The sequence below is a fragment of the Nocardia sp. JCM 34519.1 genome, from assembly GCF_020361265.1.
Classification (GTDB): Bacteria; Actinomycetota; Actinomycetes; order Mycobacteriales; family Mycobacteriaceae; genus Nocardia; species Nocardia arthritidis_A.
Window position 1 is genome coordinate 45,475 of the sequence record NZ_JAIRBR010000001.1, and the last position, 19,699, is coordinate 65,173.

The 19,699-nt window shown below is 67.2% G+C and carries 18 protein-coding genes; 11 read left to right on the forward strand and 7 right to left on the reverse strand.

Features of this window, described 5'->3' with window-relative positions:
* Positions 1 to 82 precede the first annotated feature (82 nt).
* Positions 83 to 412, forward strand: coding sequence for a transglycosylase family protein (locus LGY53_RS00245; RefSeq protein ID WP_167477206.1), 330 nt, complete (start codon positions 83 to 85; stop codon positions 410 to 412).
* Positions 413 to 466: 54 nt separating this feature from the next.
* Here LGY53_RS00245 and LGY53_RS00250 read toward each other — a convergent pair whose 3' ends face one another.
* Complete coding sequence (locus tag LGY53_RS00250; protein ID WP_225724596.1) at positions 467 to 1,414, reverse strand: SMP-30/gluconolactonase/LRE family protein; 948 nt, start codon at positions 1,412 to 1,414, stop codon at positions 467 to 469.
* Between the two features lie 480 nt (positions 1,415 to 1,894).
* Between LGY53_RS00250 and car the strand changes: the two genes are divergently transcribed.
* Positions 1,895 to 5,380: a carboxylic acid reductase gene (gene car / locus LGY53_RS00255; protein ID WP_225724597.1), complete on the forward strand. Its 3,486-nt coding sequence runs from the start codon at positions 1,895 to 1,897 to the stop codon at positions 5,378 to 5,380.
* A 111-nt stretch (positions 5,381 to 5,491) separates the two neighbouring features.
* Positions 5,492 to 5,938, forward strand: a complete 447-nt coding sequence (locus LGY53_RS00260) for a hypothetical protein (protein ID WP_225724598.1) — start codon at positions 5,492 to 5,494, stop codon at positions 5,936 to 5,938.
* Here the strand turns inward: LGY53_RS00260 and LGY53_RS00265 are convergent.
* A complete protein-coding gene (locus tag LGY53_RS00265) occupies positions 5,917 to 6,813 on the reverse strand; it encodes a LysR family transcriptional regulator (RefSeq protein WP_225724599.1) in 897 nt (298 codons plus the stop codon). The two genes, LGY53_RS00260 and LGY53_RS00265, sit on opposite strands and share 22 nt — an antisense overlap.
* Before the next feature lie 82 nt (positions 6,814 to 6,895).
* Here LGY53_RS00265 and LGY53_RS00270 point away from each other — a divergent pair, with 82 nt between their 5' ends.
* The gene (locus LGY53_RS00270) at positions 6,896 to 7,813 is read left to right on the forward strand and encodes a DMT family transporter (protein ID WP_225724600.1); all 918 of its coding nucleotides are present in this window, start codon (positions 6,896 to 6,898) and stop codon (positions 7,811 to 7,813) included.
* 2 nt (positions 7,814 to 7,815) lie between these two features.
* On the opposite strand, the gene LGY53_RS00275 is transcribed toward LGY53_RS00270, so the two are convergent.
* Complete coding sequence (locus LGY53_RS00275; protein WP_225724601.1) at positions 7,816 to 8,874, reverse strand: MBL fold metallo-hydrolase; 1,059 nt, start codon at positions 8,872 to 8,874, stop codon at positions 7,816 to 7,818.
* 131 nt (positions 8,875 to 9,005) lie between these two features.
* Here LGY53_RS00275 and LGY53_RS00280 point away from each other — a divergent pair, with 131 nt between their 5' ends.
* The gene (locus LGY53_RS00280) at positions 9,006 to 9,620 is read left to right on the forward strand and encodes an FMN-binding negative transcriptional regulator (RefSeq protein WP_225724602.1); all 615 of its coding nucleotides are present in this window, start codon (positions 9,006 to 9,008) and stop codon (positions 9,618 to 9,620) included.
* A gap of 44 nt (positions 9,621 to 9,664) precedes the next feature.
* Entirely contained in the window at positions 9,665 to 10,438 is a 774-nt protein-coding gene (locus tag LGY53_RS00285; protein ID WP_225724603.1) for an alpha/beta fold hydrolase, read from the forward strand.
* A 21-nt stretch (positions 10,439 to 10,459) separates the two neighbouring features.
* Here LGY53_RS00285 and LGY53_RS00290 read toward each other — a convergent pair whose 3' ends face one another.
* Positions 10,460 to 11,350, reverse strand: a complete 891-nt coding sequence (locus LGY53_RS00290; protein WP_225724604.1) for a DMT family transporter — start codon at positions 11,348 to 11,350, stop codon at positions 10,460 to 10,462.
* 111 nt (positions 11,351 to 11,461) lie between these two features.
* Between LGY53_RS00290 and LGY53_RS00295 the strand changes: the two genes are divergently transcribed.
* The 3 genes from LGY53_RS00295 to LGY53_RS00305 all read left to right on the forward strand — a co-directional run bounded on the left by LGY53_RS00295 (position 11,462) and on the right by LGY53_RS00305 (position 14,947).
* Positions 11,462 to 12,019 (forward strand): type 1 glutamine amidotransferase domain-containing protein, encoded by a 558-nt coding sequence (locus LGY53_RS00295; RefSeq protein WP_225724605.1) that lies wholly within the window; start codon positions 11,462 to 11,464, stop codon positions 12,017 to 12,019.
* A 120-nt stretch (positions 12,020 to 12,139) separates the two neighbouring features.
* The gene (locus tag LGY53_RS00300; RefSeq protein WP_225724606.1) at positions 12,140 to 13,351 is read left to right on the forward strand and encodes an Ig-like domain-containing protein; all 1,212 of its coding nucleotides are present in this window, start codon (positions 12,140 to 12,142) and stop codon (positions 13,349 to 13,351) included.
* 69 nt (positions 13,352 to 13,420) lie between these two features.
* Positions 13,421 to 14,947, forward strand: a complete 1,527-nt coding sequence (locus tag LGY53_RS00305) for an alpha/beta fold hydrolase (protein WP_225724607.1) — start codon at positions 13,421 to 13,423, stop codon at positions 14,945 to 14,947.
* Positions 14,948 to 14,951: 4 nt separating this feature from the next.
* Here LGY53_RS00305 and LGY53_RS00310 read toward each other — a convergent pair whose 3' ends face one another.
* The 3 genes from LGY53_RS00310 to LGY53_RS00320 are packed head-to-tail and all read right to left on the reverse strand — an operon-like array spanning position 14,952 to position 17,382.
* Positions 14,952 to 15,701 carry a TIGR03943 family protein gene (locus LGY53_RS00310; protein ID WP_225724608.1) on the reverse strand — a complete coding sequence of 250 codons (750 nt, stop codon included), beginning with the start codon at positions 15,699 to 15,701 and terminating at the stop codon, positions 14,952 to 14,954.
* Complete coding sequence (locus tag LGY53_RS00315) at positions 15,698 to 16,714, reverse strand: permease (RefSeq protein ID WP_225724609.1); 1,017 nt, start codon at positions 16,712 to 16,714, stop codon at positions 15,698 to 15,700. The genes LGY53_RS00310 and LGY53_RS00315 overlap by 4 nt, the downstream gene beginning before the upstream one ends.
* 41 nt (positions 16,715 to 16,755) lie before the next feature.
* Positions 16,756 to 17,382 (reverse strand): DJ-1/PfpI family protein, encoded by a 627-nt coding sequence (locus tag LGY53_RS00320; protein ID WP_225724610.1) that lies wholly within the window; start codon positions 17,380 to 17,382, stop codon positions 16,756 to 16,758.
* Positions 17,383 to 17,461: 79 nt separating this feature from the next.
* On the opposite strand from LGY53_RS00320, the gene LGY53_RS00325 reads away from it, so the two are divergent.
* Both LGY53_RS00325 and LGY53_RS00330 read left to right on the forward strand, forming a co-directional pair.
* On the forward strand, positions 17,462 to 18,799 hold the full coding sequence (locus LGY53_RS00325) for a PLP-dependent aminotransferase family protein (RefSeq protein ID WP_225724611.1): 1,338 nt from the start codon (positions 17,462 to 17,464) through the stop codon (positions 18,797 to 18,799).
* Positions 18,792 to 19,673, forward strand: coding sequence for an aminoglycoside 6-adenylyltransferase (locus LGY53_RS00330; RefSeq protein WP_225724612.1), 882 nt, complete (start codon positions 18,792 to 18,794; stop codon positions 19,671 to 19,673). Before LGY53_RS00325 ends, LGY53_RS00330 begins: the two co-directional genes overlap by 8 nt.
* Positions 19,674 to 19,699 lie beyond the last annotated feature (26 nt).

The window sequence follows — 19,699 nt, forward strand, 5'->3', positions numbered from 1 at the left end:
ATTCGAGGATCCCCGACATTCCTGGGGGCAGGGACCCGGCTGAGTTCGTCGCCGGCGTAGGCGGGCGCAGGCAGGAAATCACATGTCGCGTAACCGCAAGTTCAGCAACCGCATCGTCGGCTTCGCCGCAGTTCTCGGCGCGTTCGTCGCCGTGCCGTTCGCCATGTCCACCGCCACCGCCTCCGCGCACAACTGGGATGCGGTCGCGCAGTGCGAGAGCGGCGGTAACTGGGGCATCGAGACCGGTAACGGCTTCTCCGGCGGTCTGCAGTTCACCCAGGGCACCTGGGAGGCCAACGGCGGCAGCGGCCGCCCCAGCAACGCCAGCCGCGAGGAGCAGATCCGGGTCGCGGAGAACGTGCTGGCCACGCAAGGCGCCGGCGCATGGCCGGTCTGCGGCTCCTACCTCTGACGCGTCACCGGCGCCCAACGCACGAATGCGTTGGGCGCCGGTCATTTTCAGCCACTACGGCGCGGCGGCCGTGGCATTCGGGTCGAATCCGCCCGGAACCTCGTATACGACGCCCGTGAACGTCGCCGCGAACAACCGGCCCGCCGAAAAACCTTGTGCACCACGCCCGTAGCTCACCACGCTGGTCAGCGGATCGCCGCTGCCGAGTAGGCAGTACCGGCCGGGCGCGTCGATGCGGACGATCTGCCCGCTCGGATTGAACGGCACCACCGGACGATTCAGCGAATCGAGGGTGAGTCCGTCCGGCGCGGCGAGCGCGTCGCCGCCGGTGAGATCGAGCAGCGATTGCGGCGCTCCGGGATTCGCGATCGGAATGCGGCTCACGCCTGGGTTCACGAAAGTCCTTGATACATACAGGAATTCATTGTTCCGATCGAGTACCGCACCGTTCGCGCTCGGGAAATGCGCCCAATCGGCCTGTACCGCACCGTTCGGATACACCCGGCCGACGAGATCGCCGAAATCGTTTGTGGCGTAGATGGTTCCGTCGTGCGCCACATCCAGGCCGTCCGCCGCGCTCAGGCCTGCGGCGATGGGCGTCACCGCACCGGTGTCCGGATCCACCCGCACGATGCCCGCGTGCCGCAGCGCATCGCCGATCAGCACCCTGGCGTCCGCGCCGTACCCGACGAGCAGTTTGCCGTCCGGGGTCCAGGCCAGTCCGCCGCTGCCGCCGCTCGGCACCGTCGCGACGACGACCGGCGCCGCACCCGGGGCATCGAAGCGGTACACCCGCCCCGTGTACAGGTCGGTGGTGTAGGCCCGCCCCTGCGGATCCACCGTCAGCCCCTCCAGCGCGCCCGGCACCACCCCGGCGGTGATCGTCGGCTGCCCGGCGCCGGGGCAGATCGGCGCGGCCCCCGCCGTCGGCGCGGCCCCGACGGACCATCCGGCGATCGCCAGCGCCACCGCGGCCAGCGCCGCCGCTTCCTTACTACTCATCGCAACCTCGATTGATGGGTGCTCATTCGCCGACATTTATGGCACGAGCCCCGCCCGCGAACGGTTCAATCCGGCTAGTCAGGGGCAATTGCCGAACCGCTTCGTGGACGGGCCGATCGACGGATGTCGAAATCCGGCTTTATGTCTGATTTATCCTTTTCCGGTGCCGTGCTGATTTCACTGCGCCGCGTTCCGCGAGTGACGCAACCGACTCGACCACACCGGGCCACGTCACCGATCGGGCGACAAAGGCGCAGGTCACAGCCGTAATAATAGAGATGACAGGCGAATCTTTCTCGGCCACAATGGAATTGGGCAGTTCCCAGGGGTGGGGATGTCGTCCTCGATGTATGTGTTCATTCTCACAGCAGATATCCGGCCGTATCACCCTTGGCGGGGAATAGTTAGTCAAGCTAACGTGTTTTGAATAAAGCGTGTCTCGAACACAAAGAACGTGTCTCGAACAAAGGAGGCCGGCTAATGACGGAAACGCGGGAGGAGCGCCTCGCGCACCGGATCGCCGAGCTGTACGGGGAAGACGAGCAAGTTCGAAACGCCGCGCCCATTCCGGAGATCGGCGCGGCGGTACGCGAACCCGGCCTCGGTCTTGCGCACATTGTGACGACGGTGCTGCGGGGCTATGCCGACCGCCCGGCCGTCGGACAGCGCGCGACCGAACTCGTCACCAACGAATACGGACGAAAAGCCTTGCGGCTCTTGCCGAGATATGAAACCACCAGCTACGGCGAGTTATTGGAGCGGGTGACCGCCATCGCGAGCGCGTGGTACGGGAATACCGAAACTCCCTTGCGCAGCGGTGATTTCGTCGCCATTCTCGGCTTCACCAGCGGTGATTACCTCACCCTCGATCTGGCCTGTATCCAGCTCGGCGCGGTCTCGGTGCCGCTGCAGGCCAGCGCGTCGCCGACCCAGCTGAACGCGATACTGCGGGAAACCGAACCCGCCGTCTTCGCCACCGACGCCGAACATCTCGGCACCGCCGTCGACTGTGTCCTCGCCGGTGCGACGCCGCGCGAACTGATCGTCTTCGATTACCATCCCGACGACGACAACCACAGCGCCGCTTTTGCATCCGCGCGCGCACGCCTCGCCGACCGGCCGGTGGCCGTCGAAACGCTGGCCGAGGTGCTCGAACGCGGCCGCATCCTGCCGCCCGCGCCCGTATCCGAACCCGACGACGAAGCGCTGGCGCAGCTCATCTACACCTCCGGCAGCACCGGAACCCCGAAGGGCGCGATGTATACCCAGCGCCTGGTGAGCAACGCCTGGGTGAGCGCACCCGAACTCGCGACGATCAATTTCAACTACATGCCGATGAGCCACATCGCCGGGCGCATCATGCTCTACGGCGTGCTCGCGCGCGGCGGCACCGCGTATTTCGCGGCGAAGAGCGATATGTCCACCCTGTTCGAGGACATCACGCTGGTGCGCCCGACCGAGCTGTTCTTCGTACCTCGGGTGTGCGACATGGTATTCCAGCTCTACCAGAGCGAAGTGGAGCGCCGCAGCACACCGGGCGCCGATCTCGCGGAAATCGAGCGCGAGGTCAAAAACTATGTGCGGCAAGAGGTTTTGGGTGGCCGCTTCTTGTTCCTCGTGGTCGGCAGTGCCCCACTGTCGCACGAGATGCACGAATTCATGGAATCGTTGCTCGGCATCGAACTGCACGACGGCTACGGCTCGACCGAGGCGGGCGCGAGCATTCTCATCGACAACATCATCCGCAGGCCCCCGGTGCTCGACTACAAACTCGTCGACGTACCCGAACTCGGCTACTTCGCGACCGACCAGCCGCACCCGCGCGGCGAACTGCTGCTGAAGTCGACGAATATGATTCCCGGCTACTACAAGCGACCCGAGGTCACCGCGGAGATCTTCGACGCGGACGGGTTCTACAAGACCGGGGACATCGTCGCCGAAATCGAGCCGGACCACCTCGTTTACGTCGATCGCCGTAACAACGTACTCAAACTCTCGCAGGGTGAGTTCGTCGCGGTCGCGCACCTGGAGGCGGTGTACTCGACCAGCCCGCTGGTCCGGCAGATCTTCGTCTACGGCAGCAGCGAACGCGCCTATCTGCTCGCCGTCATCGTGCCCACCGCCGAAGCGCTTGCCACCCACGGTGATTCGCTGAAGGCGGCGATCGGCGAATCGCTGCAGCGGATCGCCAAGGATGCCGAACTGCAGTCGTACGAGATTCCGCGCGACTTCCTGATCGAGACGGAACCTTTCACGATCGAGAGCGGGTTGCTGTCCGGCATCGGAAAGCTGTTGCGGCCCAAACTGAAAGAGCGTTACGGCGAACAGCTCGAACAGCTGTACGCGGCCCAGGCCGCGGAGCAGGCCAACGAACTGCTCGAATTGCGCCGCGGCGCAGGTGATCTCCCGGTGTTGGAGACCGTCGGCCGAGCGGCCAAGGCGCTGCTCGGGGTCGCGGCGACGGATCTGCGGCCCGACGCGCACTTCACCGACCTCGGCGGCGATTCGCTCTCGGCGCTCTCGTTCTCCACGCTGCTGCAGGAGATCTTCGGCGTCGAGGTGCCGGTCGGCGTCATCGTCAGCCCCGCCAACGATCTGCGGCAGCTCGCGAATTACATCGAATCCGAACGGGATTCGGGCGCCAAGCGGCCCACCGTCGGCGCGGTGCACGCGAGCTCCACCGAGATCCGCGCCGACGAGCTCACCCTCGACAAGTTCATCGATGCCCGAACCCTGGCCGCCGCCAAGGATATTCCGCAGGTCACCGACGCGCCGCGCACCGTGCTGTTGACCGGCGCCAACGGCTACCTCGGCCGGTTCCTGTGCCTGGAATGGCTGGAACGCCTGGCATCCACTGGCGGACAACTGATCTGCGTGATCCGCGGCAGCGATGCCGCGGCGGCGCGCAAGCGGCTGGCCGCGGCCTTCGACAGCGGCGATCCGGAACTGGTCCGGCATTTCGAGGCGCTGGCCGCCGACCATCTCGAGGTGTTGTCCGGCGATATCGGTGAACCGGATCTCGGCCTGGATCAAGCCAGCTGGCGGCGGCTCGCCGAAACCGTCGATCTCATCGTGCATCCCGCCGCGCTGGTCAACCATGTGCTGCCGTACAACCAGCTGTTCGGCCCCAACGTCGTCGGCACCGCCGAAATCATCCGGCTCGCGCTCACCGCTCGGCTCAAGCCGGTCACCTACCTGTCGACGGTGGCGGTCGCCGCGCAGACCCCGATCGGAAGTTTCACCGAGGACGGCGATATTCGCGAGTTCAGCCCGGTGCGCGCGATCGACGAGAGCTACGCCAACGGCTACGGCAACAGCAAATGGGCCGGGGAGGTGCTGCTGCGCGCGGCATACGACCTGTGCGGGCTGCCGGTCGCGGTGTTCCGTTCCGATATGATCCTGGCGCACAGCCGCTACGCCGGACAGCTGAACCTGCCGGATATGTTCACCCGGCTGATCCTCAGCCTGCTGGCCACCGGTATCGCGCCGTACTCGTTCTACCTCACCGATGCGGCGGGCCACCGTCAACGAGCCCACTACGACGGTCTCCCAGCGGATTTCACCGCCGCCGCGATTACCACGCTCGGCACGCAGGTGACGGCCGGCTTCCAGACCTTCGATGTGCTCAACCCGCACGAGGACGGCATCTCGCTCGACGAATTCGTCGACTGGTTGATCGCGGCCGGACATCCGATCCAGCGGATAGACGACTATGCCGATTGGCTCGGGCGCTTCGAAACCGCGTTGCGCGGACTGCCGGAGCGGCAGCGTCAGCAATCGGTGCTGCCGCTGCTGCACGCCTACCGGCAGCCCGGGCCGGCGATCGACGGATCCGCGCTGCCCGCCAAACATTTCCAGGCGGCGGTGCAGGATGCGAAAATCGGTCCCGACCAGGACATTCCGCATCTGACGCCGGAGTTGATCGAGAAGTACGTCAGCGATCTGCGCCTGCATCGGCTGCTCTGAACCGGATAGGTGACGCGCCGGGCGGCGAGACCGCCCGGCGCGCTTGCGCATTCATCGAGCCAACCCTCGCCGCCCGTGCCACACTGGCATCGAGCAGAGGGAGGTGGCCTGATGCCTCGCGCCGTGGCACCCGTGGTCCGCACCGATGGAACCGTGCAGCCCGATAGCGGTGACTCCTACCAGGAACGACTGGCCAAATACTTTCCGATCGAAACGAGCGGCCCGTATCTGGCCGCCTCCGCCGCGGTCACCGGCATGACCGACGCGCACACCACCTCGCGAACCGTATGGCTGCTGGTGATTTTCGCGCTGTTCGGCATCGGAACCGTCCCGCTGCTGATGAAGCAGTATTCCGCCGCCCGCTACCGAAATCGCTGGCTGCCAATAGGTTTCGGTGTCGGCGCGTACGCCATCTGGGCGTACTCCCTCGGCAGCCTGCCACAGGAGCTCGGCTTCTACAGCCCGATCGCCGCGGTCGTGCTGCCCATCCTCTACGGGTTCGGCGCGAATTTCAGCCCGTCCCAACCGGAGTCGGCTCAGGCGTCCACCGCGGGGTGAACGTTCGCGTCGCGCGCGACGGCGGCGGCCAGTTCGGCGATGCGGCGGGCGGCCGGGTTGTGCGCCATGGGTTTTCGAATGGCGATGGCGATATGCCGGACCGGTGTCGGGTCGGTCAGCGCGACCGCGACCAGATCGGCGGGTAGCTCCGTGGCGGCGAGCCGGGGAAGTACCGTGATGCCGATTCCCGTCGCGACGAACGACAGGGCGGTCTGATAGTCGGGCGCCTGAACCTGGAATCGCGGGACGATACCCGCCCGCGCGCAGGCGTCCAAGGTGACCTGCCTGCACGTGCCATCGCAGGGTTCGTTATCGATCCAGGCCCGGTCGCCCAGGGCGGCCAGCGGGATCTCGGTGTGTCGCGCGATCGGATCCTCGGCGCGGACCGCGACGACGTACGGATCGGCGGTGAGCCTGCGCACGAAGGCGGCGTGCGGTGCGGCGGGTTCCTCGGCGTATATCTCGATGTCGTGGCGTCCGTCGCCGACCTCGATGGTCCGCAATTCCAGTCGCAGATCCGGGAATTCGACGCGCAGCGCGTTGACGATGGGCGGCAGCCACAGCGCGCCGACCGAGGAGATGTAGCCGATGGACAGGCTGCCGACCCGGCCCGCGCGCAGATCGTCGACAACGCCGTCCAGGCGGGCGATTTCCTCGAACATCGACTCGGACGCGGCGGCGAGGGCGCGGCCCGCTGCGGTGGGTTCGATACCCCGGCCGACCCGCTCGACCAGCTGCAATCCGGTCTCGCGCTGTAGCGCCGCCAGCTGCTGGCTCGCCGCCGACGGGGTGTAGCCGAGGGCGGCGGCGCTGGCCCGGATCGATCCGGTCGCGACGACCGTTCGCAGCAGGCGCAGCCGGGTGATGTCGACCATCCGAAAATTGTACAGCCGTGCTTAACGGTTGTGCTCGATCGTTCGCTTGTCCTGTCCTTTTCCGGCGATCACGATGGTCAGCGTGATCAACGAATCCCGGACCGCGATAGCGGCTCGAGCGACGGCCACCGGTATCGACATCCCCGCCGCCGCGGCGGTTATCGTCGCGGTCACGGTATGGGCCTCGTCATTCGTCGTGATCCGCGACGCGGGAGCGGCGCTGTCCGCGGCCCCGATGGCACTGCTTCGCCTCGCCGTGGCGGCGCTGGCGCTGACGGTCCTGGTGGGCCTCCGCGATCGCGGGTTACGCCGAGTGCCGCGCGCCCGCGCGCCGTGGCTGTTGATCGCCGGGTACGCCGTGCTGTGGCTGGCCGCGTACACCGTCGCGCTGAACGCCGCCGAACGGCATGTCGACGCGGGCACGGCGGCGCTGCTCGTCAACCTCGCTCCGCTGTTGGTCGCCATCGGAGCCGCCTTCTTGTTGCGCGAAAAGCTATCGCGCGCACTCCTTTTCGGAGTTCTGGTCTCGCTGTCCGGTGTCACGGCCATCGCGCTCGGCACCGTCGGGCACCATGACGGCCTCGGTGTCGCCCTGTGTCTGCTCGCCGCCGTCCTGTACGCGGCCGGTGTGCTGATCCAGAAGGCCGCGCTGCGCCACGTCGACGCGCTCACCGCGATCTGGCTCGGCTGCCTCATCGCCACGCTCGTCCTGCTGCCGTGGACACCCCGGCTGATCACCGAGCTGTCGACGGCTCCGGCACGCACCGTCGCCGACGGCGTCTACCTCGGATTGTTCCCTACCGCACTGGGATTCACCGCCTGGTCGTACGCGCTGCGCCGCACCGACGCCGGGCGCCTCACCACCGCCAGCTACGGCGTGCCCGCGGTATCGGTGCTGCTGTCCTGGTTGGTGCTCGGCGAGATCCCGACGCTGCTCGCACTCATCGGCGGTGCGGTTTGCCTTGTCGGCGTTGCGATCTCGCGCCGCCGGAGCGCATGAACTCAGATCGGCAAAGGGAAAATGTCCCCGTCGCGGGCCACGCTCAGCCGCCCCGAATAGTTCCGGCCGATGCGGTCGGCCCAACGCGGATCGTCCGGCGGCGCACCGTAATAGTGGCTGAGCACAAGGTGTTTCGCGCCGGCCGCGGCGGCGACCGCGCCGACGTCCTCGGCGCTGGTATGCGAGGCGCGGCTGTAGTCGTCCTCGTGTTCGAAAATCGCCTCGTGCACGAGAATGTCGGTGCCGGAAGCCAATTCGATCAGGTTGTCGGATTTCACGGTGTCGCCGGAGAAGGTCACCGAACCACCGCCCGCCAGCTCGAACCGGAAGGCGAACGACGGGTACACGTTGTGATGCGGCACCAGCGTCGCGGTGACGGTCACCGTTTCGTCGGCGTACACCGGGAACGGCGAAATCCGCGGCGCGGTATTGCCGAAATCCGAGCCCGGCGGGATCGCGATCTCGCTGGCCTGGATCAGCTGCCGGATATCGCCCTGATGCAGCGAGCGGATGTGCACGTTCACCCCGTAGGCGTAGCCCGCGATGATGTGATCGGTGAGCGCGGCCAGCCCGGGTTCGCCACCGAGATCGACATTGCCCACGCCGCCGACAATCGGTTCCGGGCCCGGCGCCAGACCGCCCGCCGAACCCGGCCCGTACACCCGCAACGGCCGGTCGGCCTTCCCATCCCACCAGTACCCGAGCAGGAAGCTCGGATAGTCGACGATGTGGTCGACATGCAGATGTGTGACGAACATCGCCCGCAACCGATGGATATCGAGCCCCGCCCGCCGATACATCGGCACCGTCCCGCGTCCACAATCGACCACGTACACCTGGGCATCGGCGCCGTCACCGATCTTCAGCGCCGTGCCGAATCCGGCCCGATCGCCGACCGGCGGCCCCGCCGCGGTCCCCAGGGTGATCAGCGAATTGGCCGGAGCGGGACCGGATTTCGGCGCAGCGGCGGCCGATCCGGGCACCGCGGCGAGCCCGGCCACCGCGGCAGCCGCACCCACCAGCGATCGGCGCGATAAGCGGCGTTCATGGTCTTGACACATGAGCCGTCAAAATAGCCGCCGGTCCGCGAAGCCGGAATATAAACGGTCACCACGATTCTGGAGCACGCAGCGGTCCACTGAGCTCGAAGCGGCTCTGCCGGACGCCGATTCCATCCGATAGAACTGGGCATATGTATGTCCCAGCGCAATTCACACCCGACGAACAGGCCGTACACGAACTGCTGAGCAGGCACGCCGCCGCCGATCTGATCACCGCGACGGCGGACGGACTCGTCGCGACCATGCTGCCGTTCGTCTACGACGCGGACGCCGGGACATTGCGTGGACATCTCGCCCGCAACAACGATCAGTGGAGTCGACCGGCACTCGGCGAGGCGCTGGTGATCGTGCGCGGGCCCGACGCGTATATCTCCCCGTCCTGGCATCCGAGTAAGGCCGAACACGGGCGGGCCGTGCCGACCTGGAACTTCGTCACCGCACACGTCTACGGGCGGCTCACCGTGCACGACGATCCGGCTTGGCTGGAACGACACGTCCGCGACCTAAGCGACCGGCACGAGACCGGACGCCCGAACGCGTGGTCCGTCGACGACGCGCCACCGAAATACATCACCGGTCTACTGCGCGCCATCGTCGGCATCGAGGTGGCGATCACGCGCGTCGAGGCCAAATACAAGCTCAGCCAGAACCGTCCGGCCGCCGACATCGACGGCGTGATCGCGGGTTTGACCGACGACGGCCATGACATCGCCGCTGCCGCCGTGCGGCAGGCTCGCCCCGCCTGAGGCGGCCCGAAATTCACTTGACCCGATCGGCGAGGATGGGTGGAGTGATCGAGCTGGCGTATACGGACTTCGGCGGCGCGGGGCGGACCCTGCTGGCATTGCATGGAAGCTTCGGCAGGGGTGCGATTTTCGCGCGCCTCGCCGCCGACCTGGCCGGGCACGCCCGGGTGATCGCGCCCGATCAGCGCGGACACGGATACAGCGACCGGGCCGAAACCTATACGGGTGCCGATTTCGTCGCCGACGCCGCCGCGCTGATTCGCCGACTCGAGCTCGAAGATGTTGTGGTTCTGGGTCATTCGCGCGGCGGAATCACCGCGTACCAGTTGGCGGCTCGGCATCCGGAGCTGGTGTCGGCGCTGATCATCGAGGATGTCGGGCCGGTGATGCGGACGCCCGACATCGAGCGCCCGGTGCTCGACGTGCACGGGTGGCCCGCCACTGCGGATACGAAAGATGAACTGGCCGAGGCGATTCGGGCGCTCGGCGTACCTGATCCGGATTACTTCACACAAAGTGCGGTGCCGACCGCCGACGGTCGCTGGCGGCTGCTGTTCGACTGGGACGACATGATGGCCGTCCAGAATGGCGGGCTCGGCGACTGGTGGGCGGACTGGCTCGGCTCGAGCTGTCCCGCACTGGTTCTGCGCGGTCGGCACAGCACGATGCTGCCCGCATCGCTGGCCGCGGAGATGGTCGCCAGGCGCCCGGCCAGTCGCCTGGTGGAATTCGCCGATGCCGGGCATTGGATCCACGACGACGAACCGGCCGGATTCGCCCGAGCCGTCGCCGACTTCCTCACCGAGCTCGAATCCTGATCGAAAGTTGTTGCGGCACAGTCATGATCTGGTGCGCGGCTTGGAGCGGCTCACCGCGACACCGGCCAGGCACAGCACGCCGCCGAGGATGGTCAGCGGGGCGGGTACCTCGCCGAGTGCGAGCCACGACATCAGCACGACGAGGGTCGGCACCACATAGGTGGTGACGCCCATCCGGCCGGCCTCGGTGCGGGACAGCGCGTACGCCCACGCGGTGAATGCCAAAGCCGTTGGGAATACGCCGATATAGATGACGCTCAGCGTGGCCGACAGCGGAGCGCTGATCAGTTCGGCGCCGAGCTGTCCGGCGAAGGGCAGACACGCGATCATCCCGACCACGCAGCCGAATGTCGTGACCTGCAGCGGCGATGCGTATTTCAACGCGGGCTTCTGCACGACCACCGAAATCGCCCATGCGGCGGCGGCGATCAGGCACAGCACTACGCCGAGCACCGCGGAACCACCACCGCCGGAACGGGATACGCCGACGACGATCGCTCCGCCGAAGGAGACCGCCATCCCCGCGAACAGTCGCGGCGGAAAGCCTTCCGCCAGAAAGATTCCGCTCAACAGAGCGATGAGCACCGGGCCGATGTTGATCACCATCGCCGCGGTGCCCGCGTCCACCAACTGCTCACCCCAGTTCAGCGCCACCATGTAGAGGCCGAACCACAGCACGCCGGATACGAGGATCCCCCGCCACGCCGCCCGATCGGGCAGCCGCTCCCCGGTCGCGAGCATGATCGCGCCGAGCGTCAGCGACCCGGCGATCATCCGCCCGAGAGCCAGCGCGCCCGGCGAAAAGCTTTGTCCCGCAACGCGAATCACCACGAATGCGGACGCCCACAACAGCACGGTGATAGCTGCCGCGGCGAGTGCCCTGCGATCCGTCGGCTGTTGGACTTGCACCATTTCGGCAACGGTAGAGCACTGTCGGCGCTGGTACCAGCGGTTTTTCGACCTGCCGTTTCGCGGGGCCCGCCCAGGGTAGTGCGCAGAGGTAGCCGAGGAACAGGAGGAATCATGCCCGAATCTCTCGATGGCGCACGCGTCGTGATCATCACCTCCAACGCCGGGGTGGAGCACGACGAGCTGGTGGTACCCCGGGACCGGCTGCGCGAGCGCGGCGCCCGGGTGACGCATGCGGCGATGAAAGGCGAGACCGTACAGACCTATCGGCACGACCTCGAACCCGACGAGCAGGTGCAACCCGATACCGCGCTCGACGCCGTCGATCCGTCCGAGATCGACGTGCTGGTGGTGCCGGGCGGCACGGTCAACGCCGACAAACTGCGGATGGACGACCGCGCCCGCAACCTGGTGCGACAACTGCGCACCGCGGGCAAGCCGATCGCCGCGATCTGTCACGGCCCGTGGCTGTTGGTCGACGCCGGGGTGGTGCCGGGCAAGATGCTGACGTCCTATCCGTCGCTGCGCACCGACATCACCAATGCGGGCGGCACCTGGGTGGACGAATCGGTGGTGCGCTCCGACCACAACGGCTGGACGCTGATCACCTCACGCAGACCGGACGACCTGCCCGATTTCGTCAACACCATCACCGCGCAGTTGATGGGCTGACCGGGTCACGGGTTGATCCCGCCAAACCGGACGCCGCCCGCGGTCCAGTAGACTGCACCCCGCAGAAAGTAGGTCGCTGGAAGTCGCCCGGGGGCACGACTGATTATGAGAGGCGCGTGAATGTCTCGCCGCTACCCATCCACTGCCGCAACGGGATTCGTCCTGTTCGTGGCACTGGTGCTCGCCGCGTGCTCGAGTTCGCCGGATCATTCGGCGAACAGCCCGGCACCGCCCCCGGCCAAGATCACGATCGATCCGGGTAGCGGCTCCGACGTCGACCCGTTGACGCCGATCAAGGTCAGCGCGAGTGAAGGCATCCTGACGAACGTCAGCATGACTAACGAGGACGGCAAACCCGTCGACGGCATCTTCACCCCCGACAAGACGGCGTGGAAACCCACCGGCCCGCTCGGTTACGGGCACACCTACACGGTCAACGCCGAGGGCGTCACGCTCACCGGCAAACTCGGCCCGATGACGGCGAGCTTCGGCACCCTGAAGCCGAGCAATCAGACCAAGGCGTATCTGACGCTCACCAGCACCGCGCTCATCTCCGACGGCGGCACCTACGGCGTCGGCACCGTGGTCGTCGCCCAGTTCGACGAGGACATCCCGGACCGCGCGGCCGCGGAGAAGCGGCTCCAGGTCACCACCGTTCCGCCGGTACAGGGCTCCTGGTACTGGGTGGACAACCGGCACGTGCACTGGCGGCCGAAGGATTATTACGCCCCCGGCACCAAGGTGACCGTCGACGCCAATATCTACGGCGCCCAGCTCGGGCCCGGCCTCTACGGCCAGGAGGACAGTCACGTCTCGTTCACCATCGGCGCATCGCATGTCTCGATCGCCGACGACAACACCCACCAGGTGGAGGTATACGAGAACGGCAAGCTGATCCGCACCATGCCGACATCGATGGGTCGCGGCGGCACCGAGACCATCGCGGGCAAGACCATCAGCTTCTGGACCATGCCCGGCGTCTACACGGTGATGGACAAGGCGAATCCGGTGATCATGGATTCCTCCACCTATGGCCTGCCGATCAATTCGCGCCTCGGCTACAAGGAGGCCATCGGCTGGGCCACCCGCATCAGCACCGACGGCATCTACCTGCACGCGCTCGACTCGACCATCTGGGCGCAGGGCAGCAGCGACCAGTCACACGGCTGCCTCAACCTGAGCACCACGAACGCGCAATGGTTCTTCGACTTCTCCAATCCCGGCGATGTCGTCGAGGTGCGCAATACCGGTGGTGCGCCGCTGGCCATCTGGCAGAACGGCGACTGGACCCTGTCCTGGGATCAGTGGCTGCAGGGCAGCGCGCTGCACTAACCGTCAACTGTCCATCCCCACACGACATTCCGGGCTGATCTTCCGGCGCGGCTCGGATATGTTGTGCGCATGCGGACCATGACACGGTTGGGCCGGGGCGTCTGTCTCTTGGCCGCGGTGCTGCTCGGGGTGACGGCCGGTGGCCAACTGGCCGTTGCGGATTCGGATCTGCCGCCCGGCGGGCTACCCGGGATCCCGGTGCCGGAACTGGCCTGGCAGGCCTGCGGGGATGCCGGATACCAGTGCGCGAGCGCGGAAGTGCCGCTGGATTACCGCAATCCGGGCGCCGGGAATCTCACGCTGGCGGTAAGGCGGCATACCGCAACGGATTCCGGGCGGCGGATCGGCTCGCTGTTCGTGAATCCCGGCGGGCCGGGCGGTTCCGGGACCGACTTCGTCACCTCCGTGGTGAAACGGATGCCGGATCTGGCCGCGCGCTTCGATATCGTCGGCTTCGATCCGCGCGGCGTCGAACAGAGCCATGCGGTGCACTGCTTCGACTCGGCGCAGATGCGGCAGGAATGGGCGATGGTGCCCGCGCAATGGCGGCCGGGTGCCTTCGAACGCGGACAGGATTCGGCGGCCCGCTTCGAGGCGGCCTGCGCGGCGAACAGCGGCGACATCCTGCCCTACATCGGAACGGAATACGTTGCCCGCGATATGGATCTGCTCAGGGCGGCCGTCGGCGATCCCCAAATCAATTATCTCGGAGTGTCTTTCGGGACCATGATCGGCTCGGTCTACGCGAACCTGTTCCCGCAACGGATCCGGTCGTTCGTGCTGGACGGCGCGTACAACCCGGAGACATACGCGAACGATACGTACGCCTACGACTACGGCCAGTACGTCGCGGTGGAGGGCGCGCTCAACAGATTCCTCGACTGGTGTGCCGCGGATCGCGCGGACTGCCAGTTCGGCGATCCGGCGCAGGGCGGGCCCGCCGCGGCCTTCGACGCTCTGGTCGGGGATCTCAGCGACAATCCGGTGCGTGACGAATCCGGTGCGGTCACCCTGAACGGGTCGTCGCTGGTATACGAAATTCTCTTGCGGCTCAACGGCGCTCGCGCGGCCTGGCCGGCCATCGGCCGGATGCTGCAGCAGGCGGCGGCGCACGACGCCACGGCGGCGGGGCTCGACTCGTTCAGCCAGATGGCCGACTTCTTCGCCGCCAATGTCGCGGTCGAATGCGCCGATCGCGTCTACCCGCCCTCGACGCTGGAACTGCAGGCCCGCCTCGCCTTCGAGGTCGCGTCGGCGCCGCGCACGGGTCCGGTCATGGCCTGGGGTCCGCCCGGATACGACCATTCACACGGCAATATCTGCCAGCGCTGGTCGCAGCCGCGGCTGAGCCGCTACGCCGGACCGTGGTCGGCGGCGGGTTCCGCGCCGATCATGGTGGTCGGCACCACCGGCGACCCCGACACCCCCTATCCGGACGCGGTCGCGCTGGCCGGAATGCTGGCGAACGGGCGGTTGCTCACCGTGACGGGTGAGGGTCACTCCGGATTCGGCCACAGCGTCTGCGCGCGCGAGGCGGAGACGGCCTATCTCACCGAGCTGACCATGCCCGGCGCGCAATGCCCTGGCGATTCCTAGATGCTCAGCCGTAGGTTTGGCTCGGCGCCGGGACGGTGTGGAATTCCTTGATCGTCACCGTCGGGGTCATATAGTTCTCCGGCCGGGCCGAATCGGGAACCACCTTGCCCCGCACCGAGATCCAGCCGCCGTCGGAAACCGGTCCGAGGTCGCCGTCGAGGTGCACGCGCAGAGTCTGCGCGTCGGCGACGCAGCAGGTGATCACGACGCGCGCCAGATCCCAGCCGGAATGTGAACCGTCCAAACGGATTTCGCCGTCCTCCTCGGTGCGCACCAGGAAACCGACCACGGTGATCTCGCGGCGGTCCAGCTCGCCGGAATTGTCGTAGGAGGCGCGGTCGATCAGGTCGTACATGCGCATGGTCGGCGCGTCGCCGGGCGGCATCGGGCCCATGTTTATCTTGCGGACGGTCTGCGCCGCAGGGTTCGCACCGATCGAATTCGCCGGTGCGGTACCGGATTTCACCGATGCGGCACCGAGTGCGGGCGGCACGATGAGCAGCAGCCCGGCGACCGGAGCCACCAGCAGCCACCGCGAACGGCCACTGTCGTGCTCGTGCTCCGGCCGCGCGCGGCCCCGGCGGATGTCCCGCACTATCGCCGCGACGGCGAGCGCGATCACCGCGATCCCGCTGGCCAGCAGGAACGGATACAGACCCGGTTTGACGTAGCGCAGATAGGTGCCGTCGAGGGTGATCTTCACCATCGCCGCGCCGATGAGCAGCAGGATCATATTCTGTGTTTCGCGATTCATCGCATACCGCCCAGGAAGATATATCCGGCGAGCGCACCGCAGCAGGTGGCGACCACCAGCGTCAGCGGCGCGAACCGGAGGGCGAAGCGCCGCCCGAAGGTCCCCGCCTGCATGGCGAACAGCTTCACGTCGACGGCGGGACCGACGACGAGGAATACCAGCCGCGGCAGCAGCGGCAGCGCGGACATGCTGGACGCGACGAACGCGTCGGCCTCCGAACACAGTGCGAGCACCACGGCGAGCAGCGCCAACACCACGATCGAGAGCAGCGGTGCGCCGGCGAGGTGGCGGAACCATCCAGCGGGAACGAGCACATGCAGTGCCGCCGCGGCGGCCGCGCCGAGCACGAGGAATGCGGCCGCCTGGAGCAGATCGTGCCGCGCGGCCTCGGCGAACACCTCCCAGCGGGATCGGCCGGTGACGCAGTGCTCCTCCGCTCGATTACCTTGTGGCCGTAGCCAACCCGGCCGCCCGAATCGCGACCACAGCCAGCCCATCGCGAGCGCGGTCGCCAGCGATCCGGCGAATCTGGCGCCGACCATGCCCGGCTGGCCCGGAAACGCGACCGCGGTGGCCACCAGGACAACGGGATTCACCGCGGGCGCGGACAGCAGGAAGGCGAAGGCCGCACCGCTCGGCGCGCCCTGATCGATCAGCCGCTTCGACACCGGGACCACACCGCATTCGCAACCGGGCAGCGCCATCCCGGCCAACCCGGCCACCCCGACTGCCGCGGTTTCATTGCTCGGCAGGACGCGGCGCAGCAGCGCGGGCGAGACGAACGCGGCGATCGCGCCGCTCATCGCGACACCGAGCACCAGGAACGGCAGCGCCTGGACGAACACCCCAACGAATATCGTTGTGGCGGTTTGTAATTGCGGAACAGCACCGATCCGGTCGACCAACGGTCCACGGAAGATGATGCCGAGCACCGCCAGGAGTACGAACAGATGTGTCGAGGTCGGGGTGAATCGGCGTTGCCGCGGCGCCACCGCACCGGCAGGTCCCGACATATCCGCCCCTCCCACCTGACGGTAATGACAACGGTTACAAGTTAACCGATCGGCACGGCGCTGTCGCCCGGAACCGCCGTCAGGGTGATGTTTCGCATCGCACGGGTGACGTATTCCTCCTTCTCCCCCACCGGAGCGACATAGTGCACGGCGCTTTCGGCCGCTTCGACACCCGCCAGGCGGGCGATGATCCACGCCGCGAGATAGTGCGATGCGAGGCAGCCGCCCGCCGTCGCCACATTTCCCTTGGCGAAGATCGGTTGGTTCAGCACCTCGACGCCGGCGGCCCGCACCCACGGCTTGGTGATCAGATCGGTACACGCGGGCACGCCGTGGAGCAGTCCCAGCTTCGCCAAAACCAGTGTGCCCGAACATTGTCCGGCCAACAGCTGCCGGGCCGGGTCGAACCGCAACCGCGCCATGAGCTCCCGGTCGGCGACAATCTCGCGGGTTTTCGCGCCGCTGCCGACGATGACCGCGTCCGCGGCGCAGGCCTCCTCGATGGTGGCCATCGACTCGATCACCACACCGTTCATCGACCGCACGCGCGGCGACGGGCAGGCGATCGACACCCGCCACTCCGGCCGCCCGACCCGGTTCAGCATGCCGAGCGCGATGAGCGAATCCAGTTCGTTGTAGCCCTCGAAGGTGAGGATGGCGATATGCACGGCAACTCCTTTCGCTGCCCAGGCACTGTATGGCGGCCTATCCAATACATTCAAGAAATTGTCATGCATACAATCGGGTGTGGCATCCTCCCGATACAAACGCGTGGTAGACGCGCTGGCCGCCGATATCCGCGCGGGACGATTGCCGTCGGGCACGCGCCTGCCCACCCATCGTCAGCTCGCGGCCCGGGAGGGCATGGCGCTGGTGACGGCGACGCGGGTATATGCCGAACTGGAGGCCATGGGCCTGGTCAGCGGGGAACGCGGCCGTGGCACCTTCGTCAGGGAGCTCGCGCTGCCGCCGGGCCACGGCATCGACCAGCAGGTCGCGGCGGCGGATATGGTCGACCTGAGCTTCAACTATCCGACGCTGCCCGGCCAGGCCGACCTGCTGCGCAATTCGCTGCGTGAGCTCGCCGCCTCCGGTGACGTGGAGGCCCTGTTGCGCTATCAGCCGCACGGTGGACGACCACACGAAAGGGACACCGTCGCAAGGCATTTGCGGCAACGCGGCCTGGCGGTGGACGCAGGTCGGGTGCTCGTCGTCGGCGGCGCTCAACACGGATTGGCCGTCACGGCCATGGCCGCGCTACAACCCGGCGATGTCGTCGCGGTCGATGCGCTGACCTATCCGGGCTTCAAAATCCTCGCCCGCGCTCTGCACCTGGAGCTCGCGCCGATTCCGGTGGCAGGCAACGCATCCGACCTCGACGAGCTCGAACGGCTCTGTGCGACAAGGCGGGTGCGCGCGGTGTACACCATGCCGACGCTGCACAACCCGTTGGGATGGGTCACCTCGACGGCGCACCGTGCGCGTTCGGTCGAGATCGCGCGCCGATACGGGCTGCTCGTAATCGAGGACGCCGCCTACGCCTACCTGGCCGAGCGGCCGCCGCGCCCGCTCGCGGCGCTCGCACCGGAGACGACCGTGTACGTCTCCGGTCTGTCCAAGAGCGTCGCGACCGGACTGCGCTTCGGATTCGTCGCGGCTCCAACGGCTTTGGTGCCCGCGCTGGAGCGGGCGATCCGCGCGACGGTGTGGAACGTCCCCGCGGTGCTGACGGCGATCGCCTGCCGATGGCTCGACGACGGCACCGTCACCCGACTGGAGGCACAGAAGCGCGCGGACGCGAAAATCAGGCAGTCGATCGCCCGTGACGTGCTCGCCGGGCTACCGCTCGTGGGCCATCCGTCCTCGTATTTCCTCTGGCTGCCATTGGCCGAGGAGGTGCGGGCCGATCGAGTGGCGGCGGCGCTGCTGCGCGAACGCGTCGCGGTGTCCACCGCGGCACCGTTCGCCACCTCAGCCCATGTGCCGCATGCGATCCGGCTCGCGCTCGGCTCGACGAATCCGCGGACATTGCCCGACGCGCTCGGCAAGGTCAAGCGAGTTATCAATGATCACACCTATGGCTGACCTGGGGAGGTCGTCCGGCAGGATGGCCGGTATGGAAGATCCGGAACAGTTGCTGAAGCGCATCCTCGAATTCGCCGCCGACGATCCCGGAATCCGCGCCGTGATCCAGACGGGATCGCGGGCGCGCGGCACCCGGATCGACGAATTCTCCGACCTGGACCTCGAATTCATCGGTCCCGGCGCCAAGGCGCTGGTCGGTGACGACGCATGGGCGGAGCGGATCGCGCCGGTGCTGGTCGGCATCCATCTCGCCAACGACGAGGAGGACGAACCGGACTGGCCCACCTACCTCGTCGTCTTCGCGGAGGGCAGGAAGGTGGATTTCACGCTCGCCGATACCGCCCGGCTCACCGAACTGCGCGACGAACTCGACGAGCTCTACGAGCGCGGCTACCGGGTGCTGCTGGACAAGGACGGGCTGGCCGCCGGACTGCCCACCGCGAGCGGTAGGCCGCGGGCCGAGCCGCCGACCGCCGCCGAATTCGAGACCAACCAGCGCGAATTCTGGTTCGAGGCAACGCAGGTGCCGATCTATGCGGCGCGTGGCGACCTGTGGCATGCCCAGCTGCGCGTCGCCGAACTGCGCGAACTGCTGCTGACCATGCTCGAATGGCAGACCGCCGCAACGTCTTCCGGACAGATCGACACCTGGCACGCCGGACATCACGTCGACGAATGGGTCGCCGCGCCGTTGCGCGACCGCACGCCCGCGTATTTCCCCGCCTATCAGGCGGATTCGATCGTCGATGCCGTCCGCGCCATGGCGACGACCTACGCCACGGCCACCGCGGAGGCCGCGGAAGTACTGGGCCACACCGATCTTCGGCTGCGCGACCGGGTGCTGGCACATATCGAACGGATCGGGTCCGACTGAAAACGGACCGCAGATCGGGTTTTGCC